Source organism: Cupriavidus sp. DL-D2, from assembly GCF_039710735.1.
In the GTDB taxonomy this organism is placed as follows: domain Bacteria; phylum Pseudomonadota; class Gammaproteobacteria; order Burkholderiales; family Burkholderiaceae; genus Cupriavidus.
This window is the reverse complement of sequence record NZ_JBDKXK010000048.1, coordinates 1-26,246: the sequence shown is the minus strand read 5'-3', so window position 1 is coordinate 26,246 and position 26,246 is coordinate 1. Positions and strand designations below refer to the sequence as shown.

Genomic DNA, 26,246 nt, shown 5'->3' with positions numbered 1-26,246 from the left:
GTTCGACGCTTACAGACCGAGACAGGCCGCACCCGCCGCAACGGCGATGCAGGCGAGCCAGCGCGTCTTGCTGACCGATTCCCGCAGGAACACGCGTCCGATCAGCACGGCGAAGACCACGCTGGTCTCCCGCAACGCAGACACCGCACCCATCGCGCCCGACTGCAGCGCCCAGATCACGATGCCATAGGCGGCCACCGACACCAGGCCACCCACGATGGAACTACCCACTGCAAGCGACTGCTGGAACATCGGCGTCCACAACGCAGCATTCCCGCGCCGTGCCACGAACAGCACGGGCATCAGCCAGTAGAACATGAACATCCACGAGATATAGCTGAGCGGCTGACCTCCGGACAAGCGCACACCGATGCCATCGATCACGGTATAGAGCGCAATCGTTGCGCCAGTTGCCAGCGCGGTCAGCGCCCCGCTGCGCGACACCTCACGCCCTTGCACCGCAATCGCGATGATGCCGCCCGAGATCATCGCGATGCCGAGCAAGCGCAACGGGCTGATCGCTTCCTGCGCGAAGAGTGCCGCGCCCAGCGTGACCAGCAGCGGCGATGAGCCACGCGCAATCGGATAGGCCAGCGCCAGATCATTGCGCCGATACGACAGCACAAGACTCACGTTGTAGAGGATGTGCACCAGCCCCGATGCGATGAGGTAAGGCCACGAGGCGCTGGCCGGCAGCGGATTGTTCGCGACGACGACTGTGGCGAACACCGCCATAGCCATGCTCATCCACGTCATCGACAGAAAGCGGTCGCGATTGCCGTGCAGCATCGCGTTCCAACTGGCGTGAAGCACGGCGGCAAGCAGCACGAATCCGGCGGTGTAGCTGAGCATGGGAAGAAACGGGTGGAGGCGAGGAAGACAGGATATCTATCTTGTTCAGGGCCTACAAACCAGATAAATTGCCGAATCGCGTTAGAAAATCTCTCGCACTCTTTGCGTATGAAACGGCAATTGCCCCCGCTCAATGCCCTGCGCGCCTTTGAGGCCGCCGGCCGGCTCGGCAGCTTCAAGGAAGCCGCTGCAGAACTGCACGTGACTCACGGTGCCATCAGCCAGCAGGTTCGCCTGCTCGAAACATGGCTCGGTGAAGCGCTGTTCGAACGACACAATCGTCGCGTGACACTGACTCCCGCCGCCAATGCATACCTCGCGACAATCGGGCCGTTGTTCGAGCAACTCGCACAAGCCACGGCAAGATTCGGGATCATCGAAACCACCTCGCGCACACTACTGGTCAACGCCTCCGCAACATTTACCCTGCGCTGGCTCGTACCCAGACTCGCAAAATTCCGCGCGGCGCATCCCGATGTCGAAGTCAACGTGGAAACCTCGAACGGCCCACTCGACGCACTCGACGACACGCCCGACGTCATCATCCGCGGCGGCCCCGACACGTTCTACGGCTACTCGACCCACGCTTTCCTGACCGAAGAGCGCGTACCGGTCTGCAGCCCGTCCCTGCTGCAGCGCATACCGCTGCAGTCTCCCGACGACTTGCGCCAACACACGCTACTGCACACATCGAGCCTTCCCCGTCTCTGGCCCGACTGGCTGGCCCGCGCACGCATCCCCACCCTCCGCCCAGCCGCCGCACTGACCTTCGACCACTTCTACCTGACACTGCAGGCCGCCATCGACGGCATCGGCATCGCCATGGGCCCCACGGCACTCGTCTCCGACGACCTCGCCGCAGGACGACTTGTCACCCCCTTCGCGGAACCGCGTCTGCCTTCGCGCAGCTATTGCGCGTATGTGCCGGACGAGAAGGAAGGGGATGAACTGGTGGGGATGTTTTTGGGGTGGTTGGAGGGGGAGGCGGGCGTGCCGGGAGCAATGCGGTAGTACTCTGGATCTCTCGACCTGCCCGCAGAAATCCCTTGCCGCAGTCGGAAGAGACGCGCGATTTCGCTTTTTGGCGATATCTGATACGCACACGCTCGCCTATAAGTCAGCAGGTGCTCCTACCCTGTGCAGCTCTCTGATATCCGACACGATGAAACGCGCGCTCAAGATCCTTCTTCCACTCTCGCTACTGGCCGCTTCCAGCTCGGCTTTCTCCGGAACCCTCAGATGCGGTGGAAATCTCGCCAGCATCGGCGATGGCAAGGCTGACATCCGGATCAAATGCGGAGCACCTATCGCCCAGCATTCGTCCTGCAAGCCGCTGGTAGTTACGCCGGAAGCGAACGGCCTTGTCGACAGCGCTTCGGCTGCGTGCGTCACCGTCGATGAATGGACATACGCCCCGGGGTCCGGGCAGTTCGTCACCACACTCGTATTCCAGCATGGCAAGCTGAATGCCATTCGGTATGGCGACCGGATTCCCTGAGGGCTGCCCCCTGCAAAGGAAGGGATCAAACTGACAGCCGCAAGTCCGTTAACGATGACGTACCTCAGAGAACCCTCATTGGACCCACGTCACGACGCCGCCATGCAGTTCCCAACACGCTACGCCCTTCTCGCCCTGACGCTTCTTCTTGCCAGTTGCGCAAGGCCTCCGCTTATCCCGCAGATCCCCGCATCCTCACGAATCTGCTGCAAGTCGTTTCAGGCGATGCAGACCGGCGACCTGAAATTCGAGGACACTACGTCCGTTTCCTTTGATGCCGAGACTTCGCCCGTGTTTCCGTTCCCGGAAGGGAACGGCGTCTTCGCGGCATACACATTGCCCCAGCAGTCCGACGGTGCTCTGCTTGAACTGCGCGCGTTCGTCAGTGGCGGTCCCGCGCTGACGACGATGACCATTGTCAGGGCGAATGCCTTGTTTCTCGATGCCGCGCGCAACCCGCTGCCTGGCCCGCGCGAAGCACCGTTGCGCACACGCCGAGGCATCCTTGCCTGGTCGATGTCGAAAATCGCGACCTATACGGTTCCCAACAGTGCGCGGTACGTCATCGTCTACTCGGGAAGTCCATACGCCGAACGCACAACATTCTCCTCGGAGAACGGCACGGAGTACGGCCTTCCGTATTCGTATTCCGGCAAGGTGGATGTCTCGCTGAGGAGTGCCAAATGAATACGGCAGACAAAAGTTGGTTCACTATGCCGGCGACAATCGCCGTCTTCACAATGTCCGCCTTATTGGCTGGTTGCGCCGACATTATCGAAGCGACAACAAAAGCCGATCCCGGGGGGGATGCCGCGCGCGTTCGCTTCCGGTTGGCGGAACCCGGCTTGGTGTATATCAGGGAAGCCTTTGCTACCCCATGCTTCTACTCGACCGATGCTACGACCGGCCGCATAGCCGACCTGAGCTACAACACGCAGGCCATCCGGTGGATTGTCGAGCAGAGACTCGACCGCATTGGCATGCCCGGCGGCGAAGCGTATTCGTCCATCTCTTACACGGAAGCACGCGTAAGGGCCGGCAAACCCGTCGCCATACGTCTCATGGAAATCGTGGGTAACGGCAATATTCCCCGCTATGCCCAATGGACGCTGACACTCGAACCCGGCAAGGATTACGAAATGCTGTTGAGCAAAGGACTGGGTTCCGTATCGATGTCGCAAATCGTCAGCGGTGAGGGAAAGAGCCAGTTGGTGCCGCTTGACAATGCAGTTCGGACACCTTACTGCCAAGGCCAGCGAAGCTGAGGATTTGGGCTAAGCACACACTCTCGCGCAAAAATCCAACAAAAAACCCCACAGACGCTCACGCGCCTGCGGGGTTTTTCATCTTTCAGACCGAGGCTAAAACCTCAGCCCTCGATCCAATCGCTCAGAACGACACCGTATCTGCGACTTCCTTGAAGTCTTCGATCTGGTCGAAGTTCATGTACTTGTAGATCTTGTCGCCGTTGGCGGTCAGCACGCCCATGTCGGCCATGTACTCTTCCTTGGTCGGGATACGACCCAGGCGCGAGCAGATGGCGGCCAGTTCGGCGGAGCCCAGGTACACGTTCGTGTTCTTGCCCAGACGGTTCGGGAAGTTACGCGTGGACGTGGACATCACCGTGGCGCCTTCGCGCACTTGTGCCTGGTTACCCATGCACAGCGAGCAGCCCGGCATTTCGGTACGTGCACCGGCGGTGCCGAACACGCCGTAGTGGCCTTCCTCGGTCAGTTGCTTCTGGTCCATCTTGGTCGGCGGGGCGACCCACAGCTTCACGGGGATGTCGCGCTTGCCTTCCAGCAGCTTCGATGCGGCGCGGAAGTGGCCGATGTTGGTCATGCACGAACCGATGAACACTTCGTCGATTACGGCACCAGCCACGTCCGACAGCGTCTTCACGTCGTCCGGATCGTTCGGGCAGGCCACGATCGGCTCATGCACGTCGGCCAGATCGATTTCGATCACGGCAGCGTACTCGGCGTCGGCATCCGGTTGCAGCAGGTTCGGATCGGCCAGCCATGCTTCCATGGCCTGGATACGGCGCTGCAGGCTGCGCGGGTCCTGGTAGCCTTCGGCGATCATCCACTTCAGCAGCGTGATGTTGCTGTTGATGTATTCGATGATCGGTTCCTTGTTCAGGCGCACCGTGCAACCGGCGGCCGAACGTTCTGCCGAAGCGTCCGACAGCTCGAAAGCCTGTTCCACCTTCAGGTCAGGCAGGCCTTCGATTTCGAGGATGCGGCCCGAGAAGATGTTCTTCTTGCCTTGCTTGGCCACGGTCAGCATGTCCTGCTTGATCGCGTACAGCGGAATGGCATTGACCAGATCGCGCAGCGTCACGCCGGGCTGCATCTTGCCCTTGAAGCGGACCAGCACCGATTCCGGCATGTCCAGCGGCATCACGCCGGTAGCGGCAGCGAAAGCGACCAGACCCGAACCTGCGGGGAAGCTGATGCCGATCGGGAAACGCGTGTGCGAATCGCCGCCGGTGCCGACGGTGTCGGGCAGCAGCATGCGGTTCAGCCACGAGTGGATCACGCCATCGCCCGGGCGCAGCGAGATACCGCCACGGGTGCTGATGAATTGCGGCAGCGTGTGGTGCGTCTTCACGTCAACCGGCTTCGGATACGCGGCGGTGTGGCAGAACGACTGCATCACCAGATCGGCCGAGAAGCCCAGGCAGGCCAGGTCCTTCAGCTCGTCGCGCGTCATCGGGCCGGTGGTGTCCTGCGAGCCCACCGAAGTCATCTTCGGTTCGCAGTACGTACCCGGACGGATGCCGGTGCCTTCCGGCAGACCGCAGGCGCGGCCAACCATCTTCTGGGCCAGCGTGAAGCCGCGGCCGGTATCGGCCGGGTTTTGCGGCAGGCGGAACAGCGTCGACGGGGCCAGGCCCAGCGATTCGCGTGCCTTGGCGGTCAGGCCACGGCCTACGATCAGCGGAATACGGCCACCAGCGCGCACTTCGTCGAACAGCACGTCGGACTTGACCTTGAATTCGGCGATGACCTTGCCGTCCTTCAGTGCCTTGCCTTCGTAAGGGCGCAGTTCGACCACGTCACCCATTTCCATCTGCGACACGTCGAGTTCGATCGGCAGTGCGCCGGCGTCTTCCATCGTGTTGTAGAAGATCGGAGCAATCTTGCTGCCCAGGCACACGCCACCGAAGCGCTTGTTCGGCACGAACGGAATGTCTTCGCCCGTGAACCACAGCACTGAGTTGGTGGCCGACTTGCGGCTGGAACCCGTACCGACCACGTCACCGACGTAGGCCACCAGGTTGCCCTTCTCGGCCAGCGATTCGATGAACTTGATTGGGCCGCGCTTGCCGTCTTCTTCCGGCTGGAAGGCGGCGCCTTCGCGCTTGTTCTTCAGCATGGCCAGCGCGTGCATCGGAATGTCCGGGCGCGTGGTGGCATCGGGAGCGGGCGACAGATCGTCGGTGTTGGTTTCGCCCGGCACCTTGAAAACGGTGATCGTCAGCGATTCCGGCAGCGCCGGACGGCTCGTGAACCACTCGGCGTCGGCCCAGCTTTGCAGCACGGACTTGGCATTGGCGTTGCCCTTGTCCGCCTTTTCCTTCACGTCATGGAAGGCATCGAACATCAGCAGCGTCTTCTTGAGCGCTTCGCCGGCAACGGCGCCCACTTCGGCGTCGTCCAGCAGTTCGATCAGCGGGGAGATGTTGTAGCCGCCCAGCATCGTGCCGAGCAGCTCGGTGGCGCGGGCGCGCGAGATCAGGGGGGTCTTTTCCGAACCCAGGGCCACGGCGGCCAGGTACGAAGCCTTGACCTTGGCGGCGTCATCCACGCCAGCCGGCACACGGTACGTGATCAGGTCCACCAGGGCCTGCTCCTCGCCCGCCGGCGGGTTCTTGATCAGTTCGATCAGCTCGGCAGTCTGCTTGGCGGTCAGCGGCAGAGGAGGAATGCCGAGCGCGGCGCGTTCGGCGACATGGGCGCGATAGGTATCAAGCATGGGAACCTGCTGTTAATTGGGGTTGTAACAGTACTGCTATGTCTCTTGTGGACCAGCGGCGCGAGTCCGCCAGTTGCGCGTGATTGTACTTCCAAGTGGGCGCCGAATCAAACGTCTTATATCTTATATAAGAGTTAAAAGAGACGATGCACGGCGCGGCAAGGGCTGGCGGGATGCCCTCCGCGCAACGCCTGCACGCAGCACGCTCGTCGCGACACCCCCGCGATGCCTCCCCGTGCCGATGAAAGTGCCCAGTGAATTACTTTTAAGTCGACTTCGCGGCAGCGGCTTCACGCACGTCTTAAGTTCCGCGCGCGGTAATCGTTAACCATCTTGCAGGCGCAAATGGCGCGCCGTCGCGCCTCTGCGTCCGATGCCCGTTCAGCTCAAACGGCCAAGCTGAATGGGTTTCCCCCTTTTTATCGGCCCTTTGCTTGTCTGCGATTCGGGAAGAATGGCAGGCATTCCGACACAGGCATCTCATGGCGAACACGCTTTCCCCCTCCCAGAACGGCGGCACTTCCAGCAAGCGCGGCCGGCTGATGCTGATCGGCGGCGGCGTGCTGGTAGTGGCGCTGGCCGCTGGCGGCTTTTTCCTGGGCAGTGTCCTCAGCAACAATCGTCCGGCTGCGGCCCCGGCTGCGCCGGTGCTTCCGCCGCCGATCTTCGTGCCGCTGGATGCGTTCACCGTCAACCTGAAGAGCGACGATGGCGACCGCTTCCTGCACACCGGACTGTCGCTGAAAGTGGCGGACGCGGAAACGCAGGCTCGCCTGGCGCAGTACCAGCCCGAAGCACGCAGCCGCATCCTGCTGCTGCTGTCGGCACGCCAGCCGGCTGACCTGGCCACCGTGGAAGGCAAGCGCAAGCTCGCCCAGGACGTGCAGGCTGCCATCAGCCAGCCGTTCGCACCGAGCCTGCCGCCCCAGAAGATCCTGGACGTCTTGTTTACATCGTTCGTGGTGCAGTAAGCCGCATCCTGCACCGCGAACCCAGAGCCAAAACCTTATGAAACCGTCCGCCGTCCCTCTCTCCCGCCGTCGCGTCATGCGCGACGCCTGAAGCCGGGCATGGATCGTTTCATTCTCACAGCCGTTCACGGGGCAGGACACTAGATGGCCTACGACAAGTTCCTCTCGCAGGACGAGGTAGACGAACTACTGAAGGGCGTTTCGGGTGAAACCGATGCGCCCGCGGCGGCGGCGCCAGCCGTCGAAGAAGGCGGTGTACGGCCGTACAACCTGGCCAACCAGGAACGTATCGTCCGTGGCCGCCTGCATACGCTCGAAATCATCAACGAGCGCTTTGCCCGCGCGCTGCGCACCGCGCTGTTCAACTTCATCCGCCGTGGCGCCGACATCTCGGTGGGCACGGTAAGGATCGAGAAGTACGGCGATTTCGTGCGCAACCTGCCCGTGCCGACCAACCTGAACCTGGTCCACATGAAGCCGCTGCGGGGTACCGCGCTGTTCGTGTACGACCCGAACCTCGTGTTCCTGGTGGTCGACAACCTGTTCGGTGGCGATGGCCGCTTCCACACCCGTGTGGAAGGCCGCGACTTCACGCAGACCGAGCAACGCATCATCCGCCGCATGCTGGACCTGACGCTGAACAGCTACAGCCAGGCATGGGGCACCGTGCATCCCATCGAGTTCGACTATGTCCGCTCGGAGATGCACACCAAGTTCGCCAACGTGGCTGGTCCGAACGACGCCGTGGTCACCACCGCGTTCCATATCGAACTGGGCGCCGTGGGCGGACAACTGCATATCTGCATTCCCTTCTCGATGATCGAACCGCTGCGCGATCTACTGATGAATCCGCTGCAGGACGAAGTCGAGGTGGACAAGCGCTGGCTCGGCCAGCTTTCCAACCAGTTGCGTGCCGCCGAAGTGGATCTGGTGGCCGAGTTCGCACACATCCGCAGCACCGTGGCCGAGGTGCTGGCCATGCGCGAAGGCGACGTGCTGCCGATCGAACTGCCCGACAAGATTTTCGGCAAGGTCGACGGCGTGCCCGTCATGCAATGCGGCTTCGGCACGATGAACGGCCAGTACGCACTGCGCGTGGAACGAATGATCAACTACCAAGACAGCGATTCCAACAAGGAAACCGATCATGACTGACGGCACTCAGGACAAGCCGGTCGATCCGATGGACGACTGGGCCAGCGCCCTCGCGGAGCAGACCAGCGCCGAGCAGGCAACGCCTGCTGCCGCCCCCGCCGCCGCGGTGGCTACCCCGGCAGCTCCGGCCATGGCGCCGGCCGCACAGCCGATGGCAGGCGCCACGCCGGCCGCCTCGACCGTCTTCCCGCCGCTGGCGCAGGAAGCCACGAGCGGCTTCCACAACGACATCGGGATGATCCTCGATATCCCGGTGCAGCTGACCGTGGAACTGGGACGCACCAAGGTGCCCATCAAGAACCTGCTGCAACTGGCACAGGGTTCGGTGGTGGAGCTCGACGGCCTGGCCGGCGAGCCGATGGACGTGCTCGTGAATGGCTACCTCATCGCCCAGGGCGAAGTGGTGGTGGTGAACGACAAGTTCGGCATCCGCCTGACGGACATCATCACGCCGTCCGAACGTATCCGGAAGCTCAACAAATGACAGCCGCCTCGCGCCGGTTAGCAGCCACCGCGCGCATTGCCTCTGGTATTGCCGCAGGCATCGTCCTCATGGGCGTTGCCGTGACCGGCGCGCAGGCCGCTGACACCGTGCTCAGTACCGCACAGGCGGCTCCCCCCGCCAGCGGTGCTGCAGCCAGCAGCTATCTCGCGGCAAGCAGTGCCCCGGCCATCAGCAGTGGCGGCAGTCTCGTCCAGGCCGGGCTTGGATTGTTTGCCGTCATTGCCCTGATCCTTGGCATGGCCTGGCTGGCGCGTCGCGTCGGCCTTGTCCGCCACGGCGGTGGCAATGCATCGATCAAGGTCGTGAACAGCCTGATGCTGGGCGCGCGCCAGAAGATCGTGACCGTGGAAGTGGGCGACACCTGGCTCGTGCTCGGTGTCTCGCCCAACGAGATCCGCCCGCTTCATACGTTGCCGGCCCAGCCCGATTCCGGCGCGCCATCTTCCTCCGTTCCCCATCCCGCACAGCCCATGCAAGGCGGCTTTGGTGAACGGCTGATGCGCGCCATGCAGGAAAACCTCAAGAAATGAACACGCTGCGTGGCGCCGCTGTCGAGCGGCAACCGAAGCCCTTCGTGCGTCCGTCGCACCCGTCGCAGTCATGGCGTATGGCGGGAACCACCCTGCTGGCGCTGTTGCCGATGATGCTGTGGCTGGCGCCAGAGTCCGCGCTGGCCCAGTCGTTGCCCGGCATGACGAGCAAGCCGGCACCCGGTGGCGGCCAGACCTGGTCGCTCTCGATCCAGACGCTGGTCCTGCTGACCTCGCTGTCGTTCCTGCCGGCGGCCATGCTGATGATGACGGGGTTCACGCGCATCATCATCGTGCTCGGTTTGCTGCGCAATGCGATGGGCACGGCATCTTCTCCGCCTAATCAGGTTATCGTCGGCCTGTCGCTGTTCTTGACCTTTTTCGTGATGTCGCCGGTGTTCGACAAGGTCTACACCGACGCGTACAAGCCGCTCTCCGAAAACCGCATCAGCCTGGAAACCGCGGCCTCGCGCGCTGCCGTGCCGGTGCGTGCGTTCATGCTCAAGCAGACCCGCGAGAAGGATCTCGCACTGTTCGCGCAGATGGCGAAAATCCCGGAAATGCAGGGTCCGGACGACGTGCCGTTCTCGGTACTGGTGCCCGCCTTCGTCACCAGCGAACTGAAGACCGCGTTCCAGATCGGCTTCACGATCTTTATCCCGTTCCTCATCATCGACCTTGTCGTGGCCAGCGTGCTGATGGCGATGGGCATGATGATGGTGCCACCCGCCACCATTTCGCTGCCGTTCAAGCTGATGCTGTTCGTGCTGGTCGATGGGTGGCAACTGCTGCTGGGTTCCCTGGCGCAGAGCTTCATGAACTGAGCGGAGCCCGACATGACACCGGAAATGGTGATGACCATCGCCACGCAGGCGATGAAGATGACCCTGATGCTGTCGGCGCCGCTGCTGCTCGTGGCGCTGGCTGCCGGTCTCGTGGTGAGCCTGTTCCAGGCCGCCACGCAAATCAACGAAATGACGCTGACGTTCATCCCGAAGCTCGTCGCACTGTTCGTCACGATGGTGCTGGTGGGGCCGTGGATGATCAACACGTTCGTCGACTACATGCGCGAAGTGTTCCAGGGCATTCCTGCCCTCGCGCACTGATCGACGCTCTTACATTTTTCACGCCGTGCTGGATGTCTCCACCGATCAGCTCTACGGATGGATCGCCACATTCCTGTGGCCGATGTTCCGATTGCTCGCGCTGATCGCCACGGCGCCGATCTTCAGCGAATCCACCATTCCGCGCCGCGCCAAGATCCTGCTGGCTGCCGCGCTGTCTACCATCATCTCGCCGACCATCGGCGCCATTCCCACCGCACCGGTGTACTCGTACGAGGGCCTGCTCGTCATCCTCAACGAGGTGGCCATCGGCATCGCCATGGGCTTCTCGATGCGGCTGGTGTTTGCCGCCGTGCAAGTGGCCGGTGAAGTGATCGGCCTGCAGATGGGCCTGTCGTTCGCGGCGTTCTACGACCGCTCTGCGGGCGGACAGACGATGGTGCTGTCGCGCTTTCTCAACATCGTGGCCACGCTGATGTTCCTGGCACTCGACGGACACCTGATGATGCTGGCCGCACTCGTCGATAGCTTCCAGGGTGTGCCCATCGCCGGTGTGCCGCTCTCCGGCCACGGATGGGGTGTGCTGGCGCGCGCCGGTTCGATGGTGTTTGCCACCGGCACGCTGTTGTCGCTGCCGATGATTGCCGCGCTGCTGACACTGAACCTTGCGATGGGTATCCTGAACCGCGCATCGCCGCAGCTCTCGATCTTTGCGGTGGGCTTCCCGGTGACGCTGCTCGGCGGCATGCTGGTGCTGATGCTGTGTATGCCGCAGATGGGTCTCTACATGCAGCACCTGGTGGATATCGGCCTGCGCACGGCAGGCTCGGTACTCGACCAGCTTGCGCCGAACTAGCGTCGATGTGGCGTTGCCCGGATCGAACGATCAGGGCAACGCACCCACCTGCCTGAGCATCGCGCGCGCGATCTCCTGCCTGCGCGCGCCGGCTTCAGGCTTCGACATGTCGAGGTTCAGCGCGAACACCCAGGTATTCTCGCCACGCGTGACCCAGCCCACCCACCAGCCCACGTCCGCCCCTGCCGTGCCGGAGGCATCCCAACCCGTCTTCGCACGCAGCGTGTAGTCGGCCGTCTTCTCGATAGTGAGGATGTCGTCGAGTGCATCGAAGCTGCGCTCGGAGATCAACGGCACCTTGTGCGCCGCCACGTTGCGCAGGAAATCGACCTGCTGGTTCGCGCTGATCTTCAGGTGCCCGTTGAGCCAGAAACGGTCCACGGGCCCTTCCACATCGGCATTGCCGAAGTGCGCGGCCGTCAGGTACTTGCGATACTGCACGGTGCCCACGCGCCGCGCCAGCGCCTGATACGCCGGCACGCATGAGTTGGGCAGCGCCACGCGCAGCGCCACGTCGCCATTGCAAACCGCCGGCAGGATGGGCTTGCCGTGGTGCATCCACACCTTGCCGTCCCATGGCAGCTTGTCGTGATCCACGTCCGCTACCGCGCCGGTCTCCAGGCCGATCAGCGAATTGAAGATCTTGAACGTCGATGCAGGCGAATACTGGGTGGCAGCGCGCTTCGGGTTGTAGGTCATGGTGCGCTGCTGGCGCACATCGTAGATCACCATCGTGCCATCGGCGCCAGCGGCATCGAACAACGGCTTGGCATCGAGCGTGCTTGCGGCTGGCGCTGCGGCGCGCGCGGCGCCGGCCAGCAGCAATGTCGTGGTGAGGAACAACCGGGCGATGCTGTGTCGCATAGGCATGTGCAGACCCCTTTCTGGTTTTTCATTGATGGGTTGGCGTCAGGCTGACGCATGGCAATCCAGGCCCGGATCGTGATGCGGAGCATAGGCAATGACCTCGTTCGCGCCAACCGCGCATGCTGTAACACGCGTAACATGCGGCATGCCCCCGACATCGATCTTCGTCGAACTCTCTGCGCCCTATCGTGTGGATGACCAGCCCGCGCGTTACCAGTCCGTCTGGATGCTCGCGCGCATCTGGCTCGCCGCATCGCGCGATCAGGAAGCGCTCAACGCCAATGTCGTCCGCACACGCTTTGCGGAAGCCGCCGACGTGCGCATGATCGTCTCGCGCGCCTTCGCGGATTTTTCGCGCTGGAGGATTCCAGTGGGATGGGGCAGCGATCGCACGCTCGGCATCTCCGCGTTGCCCATTTCGCATCGCAGCCGTGGACCGTTCTGGATGAGTGCTGCCACCGCGCGGCGCCTGCGTTTCACGGTCGAAGGCAAACCGTTGGGACCAGCGGGTGTGGCGCGTTGGCTGGGACAAACCCCGGAAGCCGGCAATGCCCCGTCGATTCCCGCCGAGGACGGCCTGCAGTATGCGATGCGCGACATGGCCTTCTGGCGCCATCTGACGCAGGCGATGCGCGGCGCGCAGGACGGCTTCGCCGGCACGCTCGATCACGGCGTGGCCGAATCGTTCCGCGCAGCGCAGCGCACCGCTGCCGATGATTTTCAGTTGGCGCTCTCCTTGCTCAAGGAAAGCCTGGCCTGGCGGCGCAGTGACCGACTGGACCGCAGCCGCGCAGCGTTGCGCCGCTTCCAGCGCATTGTGGTGGCAGGCGGCGTCAATGCCGCGCTGCCGACCTTCGCGGCCATGGCACACGTGGTGCGAGCGTGGGAGCACTATGCGCGCGCAGATCTCGACGCTGCACAACACGAACTCGCACGCCTGTCAGGCGACGCGGAACTGCGACCCGTGGTGCGCTACAACCCGCGCGTGCGATTCGAAACGCTCAACCTCGAAGCACTCGTGCAGAAGAGCCTGGCGCTGCGTCCGGATGGCGTGGGCACTCCGCAGCAGAAACAACAAGCGGCGCGCCTGGCGATGGAAGGCTTCTCCGGCGCACTGCAGGCGGCATACGAAGCGGATTCGGTAGACGCCGTGCAGCACGCCGCCGCGAACATCGGCTGGTCGCTATGGTTGTTCTGGCAGTTCCGTCTCGTGGATGCATCGCGCGCGATGGTCGCTGGCGACGTGCAACGTCAGGCCATGCGCTGGCTTGGATTGTCGGAATGGATCTGCGATCGATTCGGCGTAGGCGGTGGATCGGCCTGGAACACCATCTTCCTGTTACGGGTGGCACGCGGCCATCTGGAAGCCGATGCCTCGTCTTCGCTTGCGGCATTCCGTGCGCAGCAACCGCTCACGGTGACTGCCGCCATCGATGCATTGCGTCCGTTCCATGCGCCGTTCGCACCAGCCAAGGGTTTTGTCCGTTGGTCATCAGTGGCCGCGTTCGCGCTGGAGGAGCACGATACGGGGCGCGTGCGTTACAACGCGCTGCAACTGTCGAACCTGTTGATGGAATCGGCGTGGTATCTCACGCACGAGCAGGGTGCGTCGGTGAATGCGTATGAAGCGGTGGAACGACTCAAGCAGCAGATCGGATCACTACGTGCAAGCGAGAAGGGGTTCTTTCACGCGGGGTTGAGGACGCTGCCACCGGAGTTGCGAGTGGGGATGTAGATCTCAACACGACCGCGAACCGTTGTTATGCGCTCCCCTCTCCCGCAAAGCGGGAGAGGGGAGCAAACCAAACGCGGGAGATAACGCGACTTATGCGTACGCCACATTGCCCCTGACAACCAACTGCCCCGGCGCACTCCGCACCACGCCGCCCGAAGGCACCTTGAAGAACGCCACCGCCTCTGTCAGCAACCGCCCCTGTTCCTCCAGTGATTTCGATGCCGTCGCAGCCTCGTGCACCAGCGACGCATTCTGCTGCGTGACCTGATCGATCTGGACGATGGCCTGGTTCACCTGTTCGATGCCTCGGTTCTGTTCGGCGGATGCCGCAGCGATTTCGTTGACGATGTTCGTCACGCGGGCCACGGCGTCGGTCACTTCGGCCATGGTCTGACCCGCTTCGCCGGCCAGTGTGGAGCCGGCCTGCACCTGTGCCACCGATGCCTCGATCAGCTCCTTGATTTCCTTGGCTGCGTTCGATGACCGCTGCGCCAGGCTGCGCACCTCGCTTGCCACGACAGCAAAGCCACGTCCCTGCTCGCCTGCACGCGCCGCTTCCACTGCTGCGTTGAGCGCCAGGATATTGGTCTGGAACGCGATGCTCTCGATGATGCCGGTGATGTCCGCAATGCGGGCCGAACTGGCGCTGATGCCTTCCATCGTGTCCACCACGCGGCCCACGGTGCCACTGCCCTGCTGTGCCACTTCCGCAGCGTTGCGTGCCAGCTCGCTGGCCTGGCGTGCGTTCTCGGTGTTGTGGCGCACGGTGGCGGTCAACTGCTCCATGCTGGCGGCGGTTTCTTCCAGCGATGCCGCCTGTTGCTCCGTGCGGCTCGACAGATCCATGTTGCCGTTGGCAATTTCGCCCGTCGCCACCTCGATGTTCGAACTGCTCGCACGCACGCGGCCCACCGTCTCCGTCAGCCGGTCGTTCATGTCGCGCAGCGCAGCGAGCAGGCGGCCGGTCTCATCTTTCGAATCGACGACAATCTGCGAGCCCAGTTCGCCACGTGCCACGGTGCGCGCCACTTCCACCGCACGCTGGATCGGCGCCGTGATCGCACGCGTCAGCAGCAAGCCGCCGATGATGGCGAACGCCACGGCAGCCACTGCCGCCAGGATCAGCATCAGTCGCTGGCGGGTGTACTCATCGTTGATCTTCGCGACCATGTCCTTCTGACGATCGCGCGTAAATTCGGCGTAGTCCTGCGTCGCCTTGATCAGCGCGGCCAGCAGCGGGCGGCATTCTGCATTCATCTTGGCGATGGCCGCCTCGGTCTTCTTGTCGAGAGCCAGCCCCACGATATCCGTGGCCACCTTGCCATACTTGCCCTCGATGCGATCCATCTCGGCCACGAGATTGCGCGCGCCTTCGCTGACGCCATTGGCCTGGATCATCTGCTTGAGTTTGCCCAGGCGCTGCTGCACATCCTCATGCGCCTTGAGGACCTCGGTCTTTTCCAGATCGAGGTCGGCAGGCGTGGTCACCAATACAAGGTTGCGCGCGGCAATTGCGCGCTGGTCCACGGCGGCGCGCAGTTGAGACGCTACCTCGCCACGCGCGTTCAGGCCATGGATGTAGTTGTCGAAGCCGTCGATGGATTCGCCCAGCGCCTTCAGCGACAACCCAGACACTGCGAGTACTACGAGCGCAAGCGTGCCAAACCCCGCCAGCAGTCTGGTCTTGATAGACAGATCTCGGAATTTCACGGTTTTCCCCTCTGTTTCCCGATTGAATGGCCGACGGCAATGGCCAATGACGATCGCGCCACGATGTGTATCGCGGAGCAGGTATCGCTGGAGAGATCCCGTTCCTCTTTGATACTGGCGCGCCGTGCGCCGACAACATCTCAGACCGGCGCTGGCTGGCGTTCTTGACGCCATGCTCTAGATGTATGTCCGCAGGCTAACGGCATACCGCCTCTCCTTTAGTCCCCTCTCCCGAGGGGTCAGGGTGACAAAGTGTCATGAAATGTTCAGAAATGTATGGGCATGTTGCGCATGCCTCACGCCATGATCCTTTTTTTAAATTGCATTCCATATGCATCTTTTCTAGAATCGAGTGCGTCCCACCCCCTCCGACTTGCCCCGCCAATCATGTCCGTCCTGCTGCAGATCTCCCCGCCTACCCCCTCGAACAGCTATCGCGGCCTGCCCGTACTGGCCCTTGGCTTCCGACCGTTCTATCTGCTGGCCGCCGCGTTTGGCGCACTTTCCGTTTTGGCATGGGTGGCGATGTACCTGGGCTGGTGGCAACCCGCCACGCAACCGTGGCTCGGCGCGATGCTCTGGCACGCCCATGAAATGGTGTTCGGATTCGCCGCCGCCGTTGTGGTGGGATTCCTCTTCACGGCGGGCAAGAACTGGACGGGATTACAGACGCCGCAGGGCACATGGCTCGGCATCCTCGCAACGGTATGGCTGGCCGCACGCGTGCTGATGTGGACAGGTCCGGCGTGGGCCGCGATTGCTGTGGACATCGCCTTCCTGCCACTGTGCAGCGCGAGCTTCTATCGCATCCTGCGGCGGGCAAAGAGCCAACGCAACTACGGGCTTGCCATCGCACTCGGCATCATGGGCGCGCTCAACATCGGGTTCCATGTTGCGGCGCTGGCGGGTCGTCCCGATTGGGCGCTGCACGCCACCGAAGCGGCAACGGGGCTGGTGGTCATCTTCGTGACAGTGATCGGTGGCCGCATCATTCCGATGTTCACTGGCAATGCGATTCCCGGCGCACGCATCCGCCGCTGGACGATGGTTGAACGATCGGTAATCGGTCTCACGCTGCTTGCCACGATGTCGGCAGCGTTTCAGGCGCCGGGGCCGCTGACTGCGGTGCTCGCCGCAGGCGCAGCCATCGCGCATGGCATTCGACTGTACGGCTGGAATCCGCTGGGTACGGTCAGGAAGCCGATCCTCTTCATCCTGCATCTGGCCTATGCCTTTCTGCCCGTTGGCTTCCTGCTCATTGCGGCGGCTGCATTGGGCTGGCTCGACCGCTCCACGGCCCTGCACGCGCTGACTGTCGGCGTGATCGGCTGCGCGATCATTGCCATGGTCACGCGCACGGCGCTCGGCCATACGGGACGCCAGATGCAATCGGGCCATATGGAACACCTCGCCTACCTCTGCATGGTGCTGGCAGCCGTGGTCCGCGTTGCCGGCCCCCTCGCCATGCCGGAAGCCAAGCCCGAGGTGATCGCCGTTGCCGGTGCGCTATGGGCGCTGTCGCTGGTGAGCTTCCTCATCAAGTACACCCCGTTCCTGATGCGTCCACGCATCGATGGCAAGGAAGGCTGATCCGCGCGTTTCCCCCAATGTCACCCGGCGCTAACCCTACGTTGCGATTTTGCCTCGACGTGATACGATGACTTACAACCTGTCCGCAAGGACGAGTTGCCCTCTCAAAGCATCCGCATACCGAGCATCCAACAAGAATTCGGGAGACATCATGCGCAAGATCCGCGCGGCGCTGGGCGCCGCTGCCCTGCTGGCCGTCCTGGCCACCCCAGTCCTGGCCCAATCCAATGATTCGCAGTCCGTCACGACAGCCGCCGAAAAGCTGCGCGCTGCCATGGTCGATCCCGACCAGGCGGTGCTGTCCGGACTGGTCGGCGATTCGCTGAGCTACGGCCACTCCGGTGGTCGCATCGACACGCGTGCCAGCTTCATCGGCGATCTGCTCGACAAGAAATCCGATTTCGTCAGCATCAACATCACCGACCAGACCGTGAATGTCTCGGGCGACGTGGCGGTCATCCGCCACACGCTGGCCGGCGAAACGCTGGATAGCGGCAAACCGGGCACCGTGCTGCTCAAGGTGTTGCAGGTCTGGCAGAAGCAGGGCGGACAGTGGAAGCTGATCGCTCGCCAGGCCGTCAAGGCTGCCGCATAAAGACGGCAGGCGACGGAGGGGTTACCTGTTCCATCGAGCATACATTTATAGGATGTCTGACCTCTATAGTCGATGGGAGCAAACAAAAGGGGCGCCAACCATCGGCGCCCCTATTTCATTGATCACCGATCAGTCGAAGATCTCGTACAGCCACGACTTCTTGCGTTTGTCGTATTTGTCATGCCGATCGTGCCGGTCATGGCGGTAATCCTTGTCGTGACCGTAGCGGCCACGATCCCCCTCATACGAAGGCTGCGGCGCTGACTGGCGTGACGCAGTGGGTTGCGGCGCTGGAGCCGCGCTGACCGACCGTTCGAGAATCTTGTCCAGTTCGCCACGGTCGAGCCACACGCCACGGCACTGCGGGCAGTAGTCGATTTCCACGCCTTGTCGGTCTGACATCACCAGCGTGGCATCGGAACAGGTCGGACACTTCATCAAGCACTCCTTCTACAGCTGCGCACTAGGCGCGACGGGCCCATTCTATGATTCAGATCAGATGGATTCCCGCAGATGGCAGCAATGTCATGTTTGAGTCATCGTCCCGGTATCGGCGGCTGGCGCACCTGACCGCAGCGGATGGCAGTTCCTGTACCATGTGGGCTTGATACGCCGCCTCGCCAGACCCTGATCGCCGAGCTGGCGCCATGTGGTTTGCGGGATCATCACCTACGTGACTGAACACTCGACACCCCCTTCCGATGTGCTCGCCTCGCTGCGAGCCGCCACCTCGGAAAAACACGCCGTCCTGGACCGTGCGATGCCGCTGGCGCACGCCGCGCCGACGCTCGTCGACTATCGCGACCACCTGCTGATCCTGCGCGCCTGGCTGGCGCCGCTGGAGACCTGGCTGGCGGGTTTTGACGACGGTCCGCAGGACCCTGCCCGCCTGCCGCAAGTCTCGCGTGCGGATGTGCTGGAGCAAGACCTGGCGGATACCGCGATCCCGCAGGGCGGCGCCACGGTGGACAACATCGACGTTGGCACGCTGCGCAGCGAACCGGCCTACCGCTGGGGACTCTGCTATGTCATCGAAGGCTCGCAGCTTGGCGGCGCCGTGATCTATCGGAATTTCGCCGAGCGCCTGGCACCCCATCCGCTGCGCTATCTCGGTGGCGGCGCATCGCCCGGCCCGCGCTGGCAACAATTCCTGCACGCGCTGCGCACGCATGTCACCACCGACGATGACATTGCACTGGCCGGTCAGGGCGCACAACGCGCTTTCGATGACCTGCTCGCCCGCATCCCGTCGATGGCGTCCGGCCACGGCGTCAAATAGCGGACCGGGAGAGCGCATGTCAGACACCGCCGCCTCAGCAAGGTCAGCCGACCAGGTCTTCGACAGCGCTGCGCTGTTCGATGCCCTGCCCGACGCCTATCTCGTGCTCAACAGTCACGACGAGGTGATCCACGCCAATGCCACCTACCTGACGATGTCCGGCCGCGCGGCCCACGAAGTCATGGGCAAGTCGATCTTCGTCATCAACCCGACGCTCTCGGCATCGCAGATGGCGGCGCGCCGCGACTGGCTGCTGGCCACGCTTGGCCAACTGGTTGTCGGCGAGTCTCGCATGTCGCCGCTGATCCGTTACGACGGCCACCCTGCCGGCAACGGCGACGGCGAACGCTACTGGCAGGCGCGTGCGACGCGGCTGGCCGGCGTGGGCACCGCCGCGCCCGTGGTCGTGCTCAAGATCAGCGATGTCACCGACCAGATCGTGCAGTCCGAGCAGAGCCGCCGCGAGCACGCCAAGCTGCGTTCGCAGGCCCGGTTGCGCAAGCTGCTCGTCGATGAAGCCAACGCCGCGCTGCAAACGCATCGCGAACGGCTCGAAGAGTTGCTCGCCTTTGCCAAGGTTGGCGCGTGGGAACTCGACATCGCCACCGGCTACATGGCCTGCACCGACCAGTGCAAGGCCAACATGGGCCTGTCGCCCCAGGAAACGATCAACGAGGCGCGTGTATTCGACGAATTGATGCATGAAGCGGACCGTCGCGACGTGCGCGCCGCCATGGACCGCGCCATCGCCGCACGCGCGCATTTCGAGGTGGAGTATCGCGTGGTCTGGCGCGACGGCACGATGCGCTGGCTGATGTCGCGCGGCGCGGCGCGCTATCTGGAAGACGGCTCGCCGCAATCGATGATCGGTTTCACGATCGACATCACCGCGCGCAAGGCATCCGAACTCCACTACCGCGCCATTGCCGAGGAAGAGCAGCGGGCGCGCGAAGTCAGCGAACGGGGCGCTCAGGCCATGGACCACTTTGTGGCGGCGGTCAGCCATGAGTTGCGCTCGCCGCTGCACGCCATTCTCTGGTGGACCACGCTACTCGAACGCGGCACCGATCCGTCTCACGTGAATCGCGCGGCGCAGGTCATCGAACGCAATACGCGCCAACTGGCGCGCATGGTGGACGATCTGCTCGATAGCGGTGCCATCGCCACGGGCAAGCTCTCCGTCGAACTCCGTCAACTGGACATGGCCGCGCTGGCGGCGACGGTTGCGGAAGACCTGCGGCTCGATGCGGAGTCGCGCAACGTCACGCTTGTCGTGTCGGCATCTACGCCCTGCATGGTCAGCGCCGACGAGAGCCGCCTGAAGCAGGTGGTGCTCAACCTGTTGACCAATGCGCTGAAATTTGCCGAACGCGGCAGTGTGGAACTGAGTGTGACCACCAACGGCCAGTGCGCCGAACTGGTGGTGCGCGACAACGGACTGGGGATTTCGCCGGAGGCGCTCGAACGGATATTCGAGCGTTTCGAACAGGCGCATCAGGAGCGTTCGCAGCGCGCGCCCGGCCTTGGCCTGGGGCTATGGATGGTGAAGAATCTTGTGGTCCTGCACAATGGCACCGTCACCGCGCACAGCGACGGACTGGGCAAGGGGGCCACCTTCCGTGTCTGCCTGCCGGCCATTCAGGCAGGCCACCGCGCCGACGCAGCGCGATAGCCGGACCTGCACCTGCATCACTCCGCGCTGCCCGCCCCCGACCCATACGGTGGCGGTTCGTTCAGCACGGCCCAGAACACGCCCAGGTCATTGATGGCCGCCATGAAGTCGTCGAACTCCACTGGCTTCACGACATAGGCATTCACGCCGAGGTCGTAGCTCTTGAGCAGATCGCGTTCCTCGCGTGACGACGTCAGCATCACCACCGGGATGCGGCGCAGGCTCTCGTCGGCGCGTACCTCGCGCAAGACCTCGTGGCCATCCACCTTTGGCAGCTTCTTGTCGAGCAGGATCACGGCCGGGTTCTCTTCCGTGCGATTCGCGAAGGCCCCCTGGCGACGCAGGAAGTCTAGCGCCTCGGCGCCATCGCGTACCGATACCACCGGATTGGCCAGGCGGCTTCGCTCCAGCGCAATCAGCGTCAGCTCGATATCGTCAGGATTGTCCTCGACCAGCAGGATCGGTCTCAGCACACTCATTCTCCGTACCTTTCAAATCTTTCAGATCTTTCAACACTGGCTTGTAGGGTTGGCCCGACGACACCGCTGCCAGCCGCGATGCCGCCTCTGCGGCGGTCTCGTTCACGCCCGTCGTGCCCTCGGGCACGAAATCGCGCGGCAGCGAGAACCGGATCGTGGCGCCCTTGTCCACTTCGGCGTGCGCCCACGTGGTGCCGCCGTGACGTTCCACGATGCGGCGCACGCTGGCCAGGCCGATGCCCGTGCCCGGGAACTCCTCCACGCGGTGCAGGCGCTGGAACACACCAAACAGCTTGTCGGCGTATCGCATATCGAAACCCACGCCGTTGTCGCGCACGAAGAACACATCGTGCCCCGCATGCTCGCCTTCGCCCGGCTCCACGCCAATCTCGACCTGCGCCGGTGCACCGTCGGCATCCACGCCGCGCAGGCCCGTGAATTTTATCGCGTTCGCGATCAGGTTGCGCAACACCACGTCCATCAGCACGGGGTCCGCCATGACATGGCCGAGATCGCCGACGCGGCATTCCAGACGGCGCGTGCCGATATCCTTCGATTCCTCGCTTACCAGGCGCTCGACCAGCGCCTTCATATCCAGGCGTTGCGGACGCAGCGCCGCGCGGCCCATCTGCGAGAACGCGAGCAGGTCATCCACGAGCTTGCCGCCGAAACGCGCCTGCGCAATGATCCGCTCGATGAAATGCTTGCCGCGGTCGGACAGGCGGCTGTAGTCCATGTCGCGCAGCAGATCCGCAAAGCCGACGATATGGCGCAGCGGTGCGCGCAGATCGTGAGAGACCGTGTACGAGAACCCCTCCAGTTCGCGATTGACGCGGCCCAGTTCGAGCGCGAGTTGCGCGAGTTCTTCCGCGCGGCGCAGCACGATGCCGAGCAACGCGCCGCGGAATTCTCCCGCCACCTCGATTTCCGCCTGGCGCCACGGCTGCGAGCGGCCGCGCACGATCTGGGTCCAGACCTCGAAGCTCTCGCGCGGTGACAACGTGGTGGACAGCGTGGAGAGCTTCGCGCGCGGATCGCCCGCCCAGCGGATCGTGCGCACCACCTCCGCACGGAACCAGATCACGTAGTTGCGGAACAGCCGCGAGAGGGACACCACCAGCACGCCGGCCGCCTCCGGCCCGAGCCCGTGATCCGCGGCTTCCGGCCACGCCTGGGCGAGATTGTCGGTGGCGAAGACCTCTTCGGATTGCGCGTCGAGCCACGTCACCATCGCCTCGATGGCGGCGTCGGGCGGCGCGTCACCCACGCGCACGATACGACCTTCAAACACGGCCACGGCACCGGTGGCGCCCACCAGCCCAAGCAGACTGCGGGCATCGCTGCCGATGGACTCGACAAAATCCTCGGTGTTGGCCATCGATGCCAGCAGGTTCGTCTGCGTGCGGCGCAGCGCCAGACGGTAGTCCGCCTCGGCGTGATCCTCCTTGGCCTCCACCTGCAGCGACAGCACCTGTGCAATGTGTTCGCACGCCGTGCGTACCTCGAACGACGGCAGCCGCGCCGTGTCGTGATGACAGGAGATCAAACCCCACAGCCGCCCGCGCACCACGATCGACATCGACATCGATGCCCACGTGCCCATGTTCTTCATGTACTGCACATGCACCGGCGAGATACTGCGCAACGAGGCGTAGGTGAGATCGGTCGGCTTGCCCGTGGCGGGATGCAGCGCAGGCACCAGCGGCGCGGCCACGTAATCGGCATCGGCAATCAGGCGAATGCGGTTGCGCACGTATAGCGCGCGTGCCTGCACCGGAATGTCCGACGCAGGGAAGCGCTGGCCAAGATAGCTCGCGTAGCCAGGTTCCATCGACTCGGCAATGACATGGCCATGGCCTTCGTCATCGAACGAATACACCATGGTGCGGCCAAAACCCGTGATGCGATGCACTTCGCGCGCGGCCAGCGCGGCCAGCCCTTCGATATCGCCCGCATGCTGCAGGCTGTTGATGAAGGTGCGCACCAGCGGGTACATCGACGCAAACACTTCGGCCCGGCCGCGCGCCGGTTCGAATTCCACGATGCGCACGCCCAGGTGGCTATGCACCACGATGGCCAGCGGTGGATGTGACGATGCGTCGCCGCGTCCGGTGCGCGGATCGTCAATGGAACCTGCGTAGAGGGGAATGCCTTCGGCCTCGAGACTGTCGAGCGCACGCAGCGCGAGACCCGCGGCTTCTGCACCGACCACTTCGGCCAGCGCACGTCCCGCTACGGCCTCGATGTCGATACCAGCCAGCACCGCGACGTTGCGGCTCGCCTGTACGACCCTGCCCGCCTCGTCGACGCTCAGCAGGTATCCGTGTGGCTGGATACCACCGGGGATATGGATGGGTTCCCGGGCGCAATCGTCGGACGATGCGGTCACCAGGGACTGGGAGTCGTAAGGCATGCGGGCTCCGCCGGTAGGCATGCGGTGGATTTTCGCACAGGCATCGGGAGCGTGCTGGCGATGTGCCGAATTGACAGCACCCGCAAGCCATCCGGTAAAAATTACAAGGATTGGGCAAGGATCGGCATGGGCATTGCTTTGACCATGCGCCTGCGCTGCTCCGTGCACTGGCCTCGCGCATGATGCCGCCCGCGCGAGCTGATCCTGTCCATGACCCGCACCATGAAAATCAAGATCATCAATCCGAACACCACGCAGAGCATGACCGACAAAATAGGCCACTGCGCCCGCACGGTTGCGCAGGCCAATACGCGCATCATCGCGGTCAGCCCGCGCATGGGGCCGGCGTCGATCGAGAGCCACTATGACGAGGCACTCAGCGTGCCCGGCATCCTCGACGAAATCCTGAGTGGTGAGCGGGAAGACGTGGATGGCTACGTCATCGCGTGCTTCGGCGATCCGGGACTGTACGCGGCGCGGGAACTGGCCCGCGGCCCCGTGATTGGGATAGCGGAAGCAGCCATGCACACGGCAAGCTTCATCGGCACCGGCTTCAGCGTGGTGACCACCCTCCCGCGCACCTGCAATATCGCGTGGCACCTGGCCGAGCGCTACGGCATGGAACGCTTCTGCCGCAACGTGCGTGCGAGCGACCTGCCCGTGCTCGATCTCGAAAAACCCGGTTCCGATGCACGCCGCATCATCACCGATGCCTGCCGACAGGCACTGGACGAGGACCGCAGCGACTGCATCGTGCTGGGCTGCGCCGGGATGGCCGACCTGTGCGAATCCATCTCTGACGCCATCGGCGCGCCCGTCATCGACGGCGTGGCCTGCGCCGTGAAGATGGCCGAGTCGCTCATATCGTTGCGACTCTCCACAAGCAAGCGCGGCGACTTTGCGCGACCGCTGCCGAAGCACTATGCCGGCATGTTGTCGACCTTTGCCCTCGACACCTGACTCCTGATTCACGCGCACCGGCCGGGTGCGGCGCAATGGAAGTAATCGACCGCGCAGCGGCAGAACCGGCTGCGGCGTCGCTATAGCTGGCGAGTGCGTCGCACGGGCACGGCGCGCCCCCTCACAAACCCCAAACGGGTTTTCCCGCACTGTCCCGTGAAGCAAAAACGCTGTCCCCGATAGTCAAACCGTCCACCGTCGTTCCTCGATACTTCGCTCGTTCCCATAACGAGAATCGAGGAGACATATGAGCACCAAGGTCAACGCCATGCGTCGTGCACGCATGGCACTTGCGATAGCGCTGGCATGTGTTAGCACCGCCTACGCGCAATCGAATGTCACGCTGTATGGCGTCATCGACATGAACGTGGAATACGCGAACCATGTGGGCGCCGTGCCCATCGCGGCTAACGGTTTCAATCCTGGTCCATCGAACAATGTCTACCGCATGAATTCCGGCGGGCTGGCCGGTTCACGCTGGGGCCTGCGCGGCACCGAGGATCTTGGCGGCGGAGTCAAGGGCGTATTTGTGCTGGAGAGCGGTATCAGCGCGGACAACGGCACGCTGCAGCAAAGCGGCAGGCTGTTCGGGCGCCAGGCATTCGTGGGCTTGTCCAAGGCTGGCATCGGCCAGATCAGCCTGGGGCGCCAGTACACGTCGATGTTCGAGGCATTGGCCAACTTCTCGCCCACTGCATACGCCACGCAGTACGAACCCGTCGTACTGCAATCGGGTGCCAACTTCCGCGAGGACAACACGATCAAATACACGGGACAGTTCGGGCCCCTTATCGCGCTGGCGCACTGGTCGTTCGGTACGGGGCTGGCCTTGCCCGCGTCCGTGGGCATCCCCACGCCGATCGGCGGCAACGGCGAAGTGCCGGGCGCCTTCCGCCGCGATACCGCATACGGTGCGGCAGTGGCCTACTCCATTGGCCCGGTCGGCGTGACCGCCGGCTACGACCAGTGGAATCCCACCATTGGCACCAGCAGCGGCACGATGCGAAAAGCCGCCATCGGCGCCAGCTATGCGTTCAGCAACGTCGCCAAGGTGATGGGTGGATATCGATGGGGGCAGAACAAGAACGCAGCAGGCACCATCATCCAGCGCGATGACTTCTACTGGATCGGCGCCAACTACCAGGTCACGCCAGCCATTGGGCTCACACTGGAATACAACTACGACGATCTCAAGAACCTGTATGGCGCAAACGCAGCGAACCCGTGGCAGGTGGCGTTCGTGGCCAACTACACGTTGTCCAAGCGCACGGATCTCTACCTGTCCACAGCCTATGCGAAGAACGCGGGGCTGATGCTTGAATCATTGGCTACGGTGTATGCCAACAGCCTGTCGCTCGGCAATAGCTATGCGCTCGCCAATGGGCAGAGCAACATGATCGGTGTGGCGTTGGGGGTTCGGCACAAGTTTTGATTTGCCCGTGTTTTGCTCCCCTCTCCCACAGGGAGAGGGGCTGGGGGAGAGGGCAGGAGGTTCTGCTTGCCGGCCTCGTCGCAACTTGCACTGCTGACCCTC

Annotated in this window: 25 protein-coding genes; 18 read left to right on the top strand and 7 right to left on the bottom strand. The window is 63.4% G+C overall.

Annotation, left to right across the window (positions count from 1 at the left end; translation table 11 throughout):
* Positions 1-9 precede the first annotated feature (9 nt).
* Positions 10-852 carry a DMT family transporter gene (locus tag ABDB81_RS21680; protein ID WP_346813541.1) on the bottom strand — a complete coding sequence of 281 codons (843 nt, stop codon included), beginning with the start codon at positions 850-852 and terminating at the stop codon, positions 10-12.
* Between the two features lie 108 nt (positions 853-960).
* Between ABDB81_RS21680 and gcvA the strand changes: the two genes are divergently transcribed.
* From gcvA to ABDB81_RS21660, 4 genes are all read left to right on the top strand, one after another.
* Positions 961-1,863: a transcriptional regulator GcvA gene (gene gcvA, locus ABDB81_RS21675; RefSeq protein WP_346813539.1), complete on the top strand. Its 903-nt coding sequence runs from the start codon at positions 961-963 to the stop codon at positions 1,861-1,863.
* 151 nt (positions 1,864-2,014) lie between these two features.
* Positions 2,015-2,350, top strand: coding sequence for a DUF2845 domain-containing protein (locus ABDB81_RS21670; protein ID WP_346813537.1), 336 nt, complete (start codon positions 2,015-2,017; stop codon positions 2,348-2,350).
* 102 nt (positions 2,351-2,452) lie between these two features.
* A complete protein-coding gene (locus tag ABDB81_RS21665) occupies positions 2,453-3,037 on the top strand; it encodes a hypothetical protein (RefSeq protein ID WP_137927898.1) in 585 nt (194 codons plus the stop codon).
* A complete protein-coding gene (locus ABDB81_RS21660; protein ID WP_137927899.1) occupies positions 3,034-3,615 on the top strand; it encodes a hypothetical protein in 582 nt (193 codons plus the stop codon). Before ABDB81_RS21665 ends, ABDB81_RS21660 begins: the two co-directional genes overlap by 4 nt.
* 124 nt (positions 3,616-3,739) lie before the next feature.
* Here ABDB81_RS21660 and acnB read toward each other — a convergent pair whose 3' ends face one another.
* On the bottom strand, positions 3,740-6,331 hold the full coding sequence (gene acnB, locus ABDB81_RS21655; protein ID WP_137927900.1) for a bifunctional aconitate hydratase 2/2-methylisocitrate dehydratase: 2,592 nt from the start codon (positions 6,329-6,331) through the stop codon (positions 3,740-3,742).
* Positions 6,332-6,813: 482 nt separating this feature from the next.
* Between acnB and fliL the strand changes: the two genes are divergently transcribed.
* From fliL to fliR, 7 genes are all read left to right on the top strand, one after another.
* Positions 6,814-7,302, top strand: coding sequence for a flagellar basal body-associated protein FliL (fliL, locus tag ABDB81_RS21650; RefSeq protein WP_137927901.1), 489 nt, complete (start codon positions 6,814-6,816; stop codon positions 7,300-7,302).
* Positions 7,303-7,446: 144 nt separating this feature from the next.
* The gene (gene fliM, locus ABDB81_RS21645) at positions 7,447-8,457 is read left to right on the top strand and encodes a flagellar motor switch protein FliM (RefSeq protein WP_137927902.1); all 1,011 of its coding nucleotides are present in this window, start codon (positions 7,447-7,449) and stop codon (positions 8,455-8,457) included.
* Positions 8,450-8,941, top strand: a complete 492-nt coding sequence (fliN, locus tag ABDB81_RS21640; protein ID WP_137927903.1) for a flagellar motor switch protein FliN — start codon at positions 8,450-8,452, stop codon at positions 8,939-8,941. Before fliM ends, fliN begins: the two co-directional genes overlap by 8 nt.
* Entirely contained in the window at positions 8,938-9,492 is a 555-nt protein-coding gene (gene fliO / locus ABDB81_RS21635) for a flagellar biosynthetic protein FliO (RefSeq protein ID WP_346813534.1), read from the top strand. The genes fliN and fliO overlap by 4 nt, the downstream gene beginning before the upstream one ends.
* A gap of 110 nt (positions 9,493-9,602) precedes the next feature.
* Entirely contained in the window at positions 9,603-10,316 is a 714-nt protein-coding gene (gene fliP / locus ABDB81_RS21630) for a flagellar type III secretion system pore protein FliP (protein ID WP_237380822.1), read from the top strand.
* Between the two features lie 12 nt (positions 10,317-10,328).
* A complete protein-coding gene (fliQ, locus tag ABDB81_RS21625; protein ID WP_061958832.1) occupies positions 10,329-10,598 on the top strand; it encodes a flagellar biosynthesis protein FliQ in 270 nt (89 codons plus the stop codon).
* Between the two features lie 25 nt (positions 10,599-10,623).
* Positions 10,624-11,412 carry a flagellar biosynthetic protein FliR gene (gene fliR, locus ABDB81_RS21620; protein ID WP_137927904.1) on the top strand — a complete coding sequence of 263 codons (789 nt, stop codon included), beginning with the start codon at positions 10,624-10,626 and terminating at the stop codon, positions 11,410-11,412.
* Between the two features lie 30 nt (positions 11,413-11,442).
* Here fliR and ABDB81_RS21615 read toward each other — a convergent pair whose 3' ends face one another.
* Positions 11,443-12,276, bottom strand: a complete 834-nt coding sequence (locus ABDB81_RS21615) for a class D beta-lactamase (protein ID WP_160474730.1) — start codon at positions 12,274-12,276, stop codon at positions 11,443-11,445.
* A gap of 148 nt (positions 12,277-12,424) precedes the next feature.
* Between ABDB81_RS21615 and ABDB81_RS21610 the strand changes: the two genes are divergently transcribed.
* The gene (locus tag ABDB81_RS21610; protein WP_346813532.1) at positions 12,425-14,014 is read left to right on the top strand and encodes a hypothetical protein; all 1,590 of its coding nucleotides are present in this window, start codon (positions 12,425-12,427) and stop codon (positions 14,012-14,014) included.
* A 90-nt stretch (positions 14,015-14,104) separates the two neighbouring features.
* Here the strand turns inward: ABDB81_RS21610 and ABDB81_RS21605 are convergent, their stop codons facing one another.
* Positions 14,105-15,724, bottom strand: coding sequence for a methyl-accepting chemotaxis protein (locus tag ABDB81_RS21605; protein ID WP_346813530.1), 1,620 nt, complete (start codon positions 15,722-15,724; stop codon positions 14,105-14,107).
* A gap of 387 nt (positions 15,725-16,111) precedes the next feature.
* Here ABDB81_RS21605 and ABDB81_RS21600 point away from each other — a divergent pair, with 387 nt between their 5' ends.
* Both ABDB81_RS21600 and ABDB81_RS21595 read left to right on the top strand, forming a co-directional pair.
* Complete coding sequence (locus tag ABDB81_RS21600; RefSeq protein WP_346813529.1) at positions 16,112-17,314, top strand: NnrS family protein; 1,203 nt, start codon at positions 16,112-16,114, stop codon at positions 17,312-17,314.
* 151 nt (positions 17,315-17,465) lie between these two features.
* Positions 17,466-17,909: a nuclear transport factor 2 family protein gene (locus ABDB81_RS21595; RefSeq protein ID WP_137927908.1), complete on the top strand. Its 444-nt coding sequence runs from the start codon at positions 17,466-17,468 to the stop codon at positions 17,907-17,909.
* Between the two features lie 129 nt (positions 17,910-18,038).
* Here ABDB81_RS21595 and ABDB81_RS21590 read toward each other — a convergent pair whose 3' ends face one another.
* Positions 18,039-18,347: a zf-TFIIB domain-containing protein gene (locus tag ABDB81_RS21590; RefSeq protein WP_160474202.1), complete on the bottom strand. Its 309-nt coding sequence runs from the start codon at positions 18,345-18,347 to the stop codon at positions 18,039-18,041.
* 235 nt (positions 18,348-18,582) lie between these two features.
* Here ABDB81_RS21590 and ABDB81_RS21585 point away from each other — a divergent pair, with 235 nt between their 5' ends.
* Both ABDB81_RS21585 and ABDB81_RS21580 read left to right on the top strand, forming a co-directional pair.
* On the top strand, positions 18,583-19,188 hold the full coding sequence (locus ABDB81_RS21585; RefSeq protein ID WP_249359709.1) for a biliverdin-producing heme oxygenase: 606 nt from the start codon (positions 18,583-18,585) through the stop codon (positions 19,186-19,188).
* Between the two features lie 16 nt (positions 19,189-19,204).
* A complete protein-coding gene (locus ABDB81_RS21580; protein WP_346813523.1) occupies positions 19,205-20,860 on the top strand; it encodes an ATP-binding protein in 1,656 nt (551 codons plus the stop codon).
* Positions 20,861-20,877: 17 nt separating this feature from the next.
* Here ABDB81_RS21580 and ABDB81_RS21575 read toward each other — a convergent pair whose 3' ends face one another.
* Complete coding sequence (locus tag ABDB81_RS21575) at positions 20,878-21,333, bottom strand: response regulator (protein ID WP_137927911.1); 456 nt, start codon at positions 21,331-21,333, stop codon at positions 20,878-20,880.
* Positions 21,296-23,752, bottom strand: a complete 2,457-nt coding sequence (locus ABDB81_RS21570; RefSeq protein ID WP_346813519.1) for an ATP-binding protein — start codon at positions 23,750-23,752, stop codon at positions 21,296-21,298. The genes ABDB81_RS21575 and ABDB81_RS21570 overlap by 38 nt, the downstream gene beginning before the upstream one ends.
* A gap of 222 nt (positions 23,753-23,974) precedes the next feature.
* On the opposite strand from ABDB81_RS21570, the gene ABDB81_RS21565 reads away from it, so the two are divergent.
* Both ABDB81_RS21565 and ABDB81_RS21560 read left to right on the top strand, forming a co-directional pair.
* The gene (locus ABDB81_RS21565) at positions 23,975-24,712 is read left to right on the top strand and encodes an aspartate/glutamate racemase family protein (protein ID WP_346813517.1); all 738 of its coding nucleotides are present in this window, start codon (positions 23,975-23,977) and stop codon (positions 24,710-24,712) included.
* Positions 24,713-24,980: 268 nt separating this feature from the next.
* Complete coding sequence (locus ABDB81_RS21560; protein WP_346813571.1) at positions 24,981-26,144, top strand: porin; 1,164 nt, start codon at positions 24,981-24,983, stop codon at positions 26,142-26,144.
* Positions 26,145-26,246 lie beyond the last annotated feature (102 nt).

Bases quoted from the DNA above. Each gene is read 5' to 3' on its own strand.
- ABDB81_RS21610 (WP_346813532.1), top strand. From the start codon at position 12,425: ATGCCCCCGACATCGATCTTCGTCGAACTCTCTGCGCCCTATCGTGTG.
- fliP (WP_237380822.1), top strand. From the start codon at position 9,603: ATGATGCTGTGGCTGGCGCCAGAGTCCGCGCTGGCCCAGTCGTTGCCC.
- ABDB81_RS21590 (WP_160474202.1), bottom strand. From the start codon at position 18,347: ATGAAGTGTCCGACCTGTTCCGATGCCACGCTGGTGATGTCAGACCGA.
- ABDB81_RS21615 (WP_160474730.1), bottom strand. From the start codon at position 12,276: ATGCGACACAGCATCGCCCGGTTGTTCCTCACCACGACATTGCTGCTG.
- ABDB81_RS21560 (WP_346813571.1), top strand. From the start codon at position 24,981: ATGCGTCGTGCACGCATGGCACTTGCGATAGCGCTGGCATGTGTTAGC.
- ABDB81_RS21665 (WP_137927898.1), top strand. From the start codon at position 2,453: ATGCAGTTCCCAACACGCTACGCCCTTCTCGCCCTGACGCTTCTTCTT.
- ABDB81_RS21680 (WP_346813541.1), bottom strand. From the start codon at position 852: ATGCTCAGCTACACCGCCGGATTCGTGCTGCTTGCCGCCGTGCTTCAC.
- ABDB81_RS21580 (WP_346813523.1), top strand. From the start codon at position 19,205: ATGTCAGACACCGCCGCCTCAGCAAGGTCAGCCGACCAGGTCTTCGAC.
- fliL (WP_137927901.1), top strand. From the start codon at position 6,814: ATGGCGAACACGCTTTCCCCCTCCCAGAACGGCGGCACTTCCAGCAAG.
- ABDB81_RS21595 (WP_137927908.1), top strand. From the start codon at position 17,466: ATGCGCAAGATCCGCGCGGCGCTGGGCGCCGCTGCCCTGCTGGCCGTC.
- ABDB81_RS21670 (WP_346813537.1), top strand. From the start codon at position 2,015: ATGAAACGCGCGCTCAAGATCCTTCTTCCACTCTCGCTACTGGCCGCT.
- fliQ (WP_061958832.1), top strand. From the start codon at position 10,329: ATGACACCGGAAATGGTGATGACCATCGCCACGCAGGCGATGAAGATG.
- ABDB81_RS21570 (WP_346813519.1), bottom strand. From the start codon at position 23,752: ATGCCTTACGACTCCCAGTCCCTGGTGACCGCATCGTCCGACGATTGC.
- ABDB81_RS21565 (WP_346813517.1), top strand. From the start codon at position 23,975: ATGAAAATCAAGATCATCAATCCGAACACCACGCAGAGCATGACCGAC.
- fliM (WP_137927902.1), top strand. From the start codon at position 7,447: ATGGCCTACGACAAGTTCCTCTCGCAGGACGAGGTAGACGAACTACTG.
- acnB (WP_137927900.1), bottom strand. From the start codon at position 6,331: ATGCTTGATACCTATCGCGCCCATGTCGCCGAACGCGCCGCGCTCGGC.
- gcvA (WP_346813539.1), top strand. From the start codon at position 961: ATGAAACGGCAATTGCCCCCGCTCAATGCCCTGCGCGCCTTTGAGGCC.
- ABDB81_RS21660 (WP_137927899.1), top strand. From the start codon at position 3,034: ATGAATACGGCAGACAAAAGTTGGTTCACTATGCCGGCGACAATCGCC.
- fliO (WP_346813534.1), top strand. From the start codon at position 8,938: ATGACAGCCGCCTCGCGCCGGTTAGCAGCCACCGCGCGCATTGCCTCT.
- fliN (WP_137927903.1), top strand. From the start codon at position 8,450: ATGACTGACGGCACTCAGGACAAGCCGGTCGATCCGATGGACGACTGG.
- ABDB81_RS21600 (WP_346813529.1), top strand. From the start codon at position 16,112: ATGTCCGTCCTGCTGCAGATCTCCCCGCCTACCCCCTCGAACAGCTAT.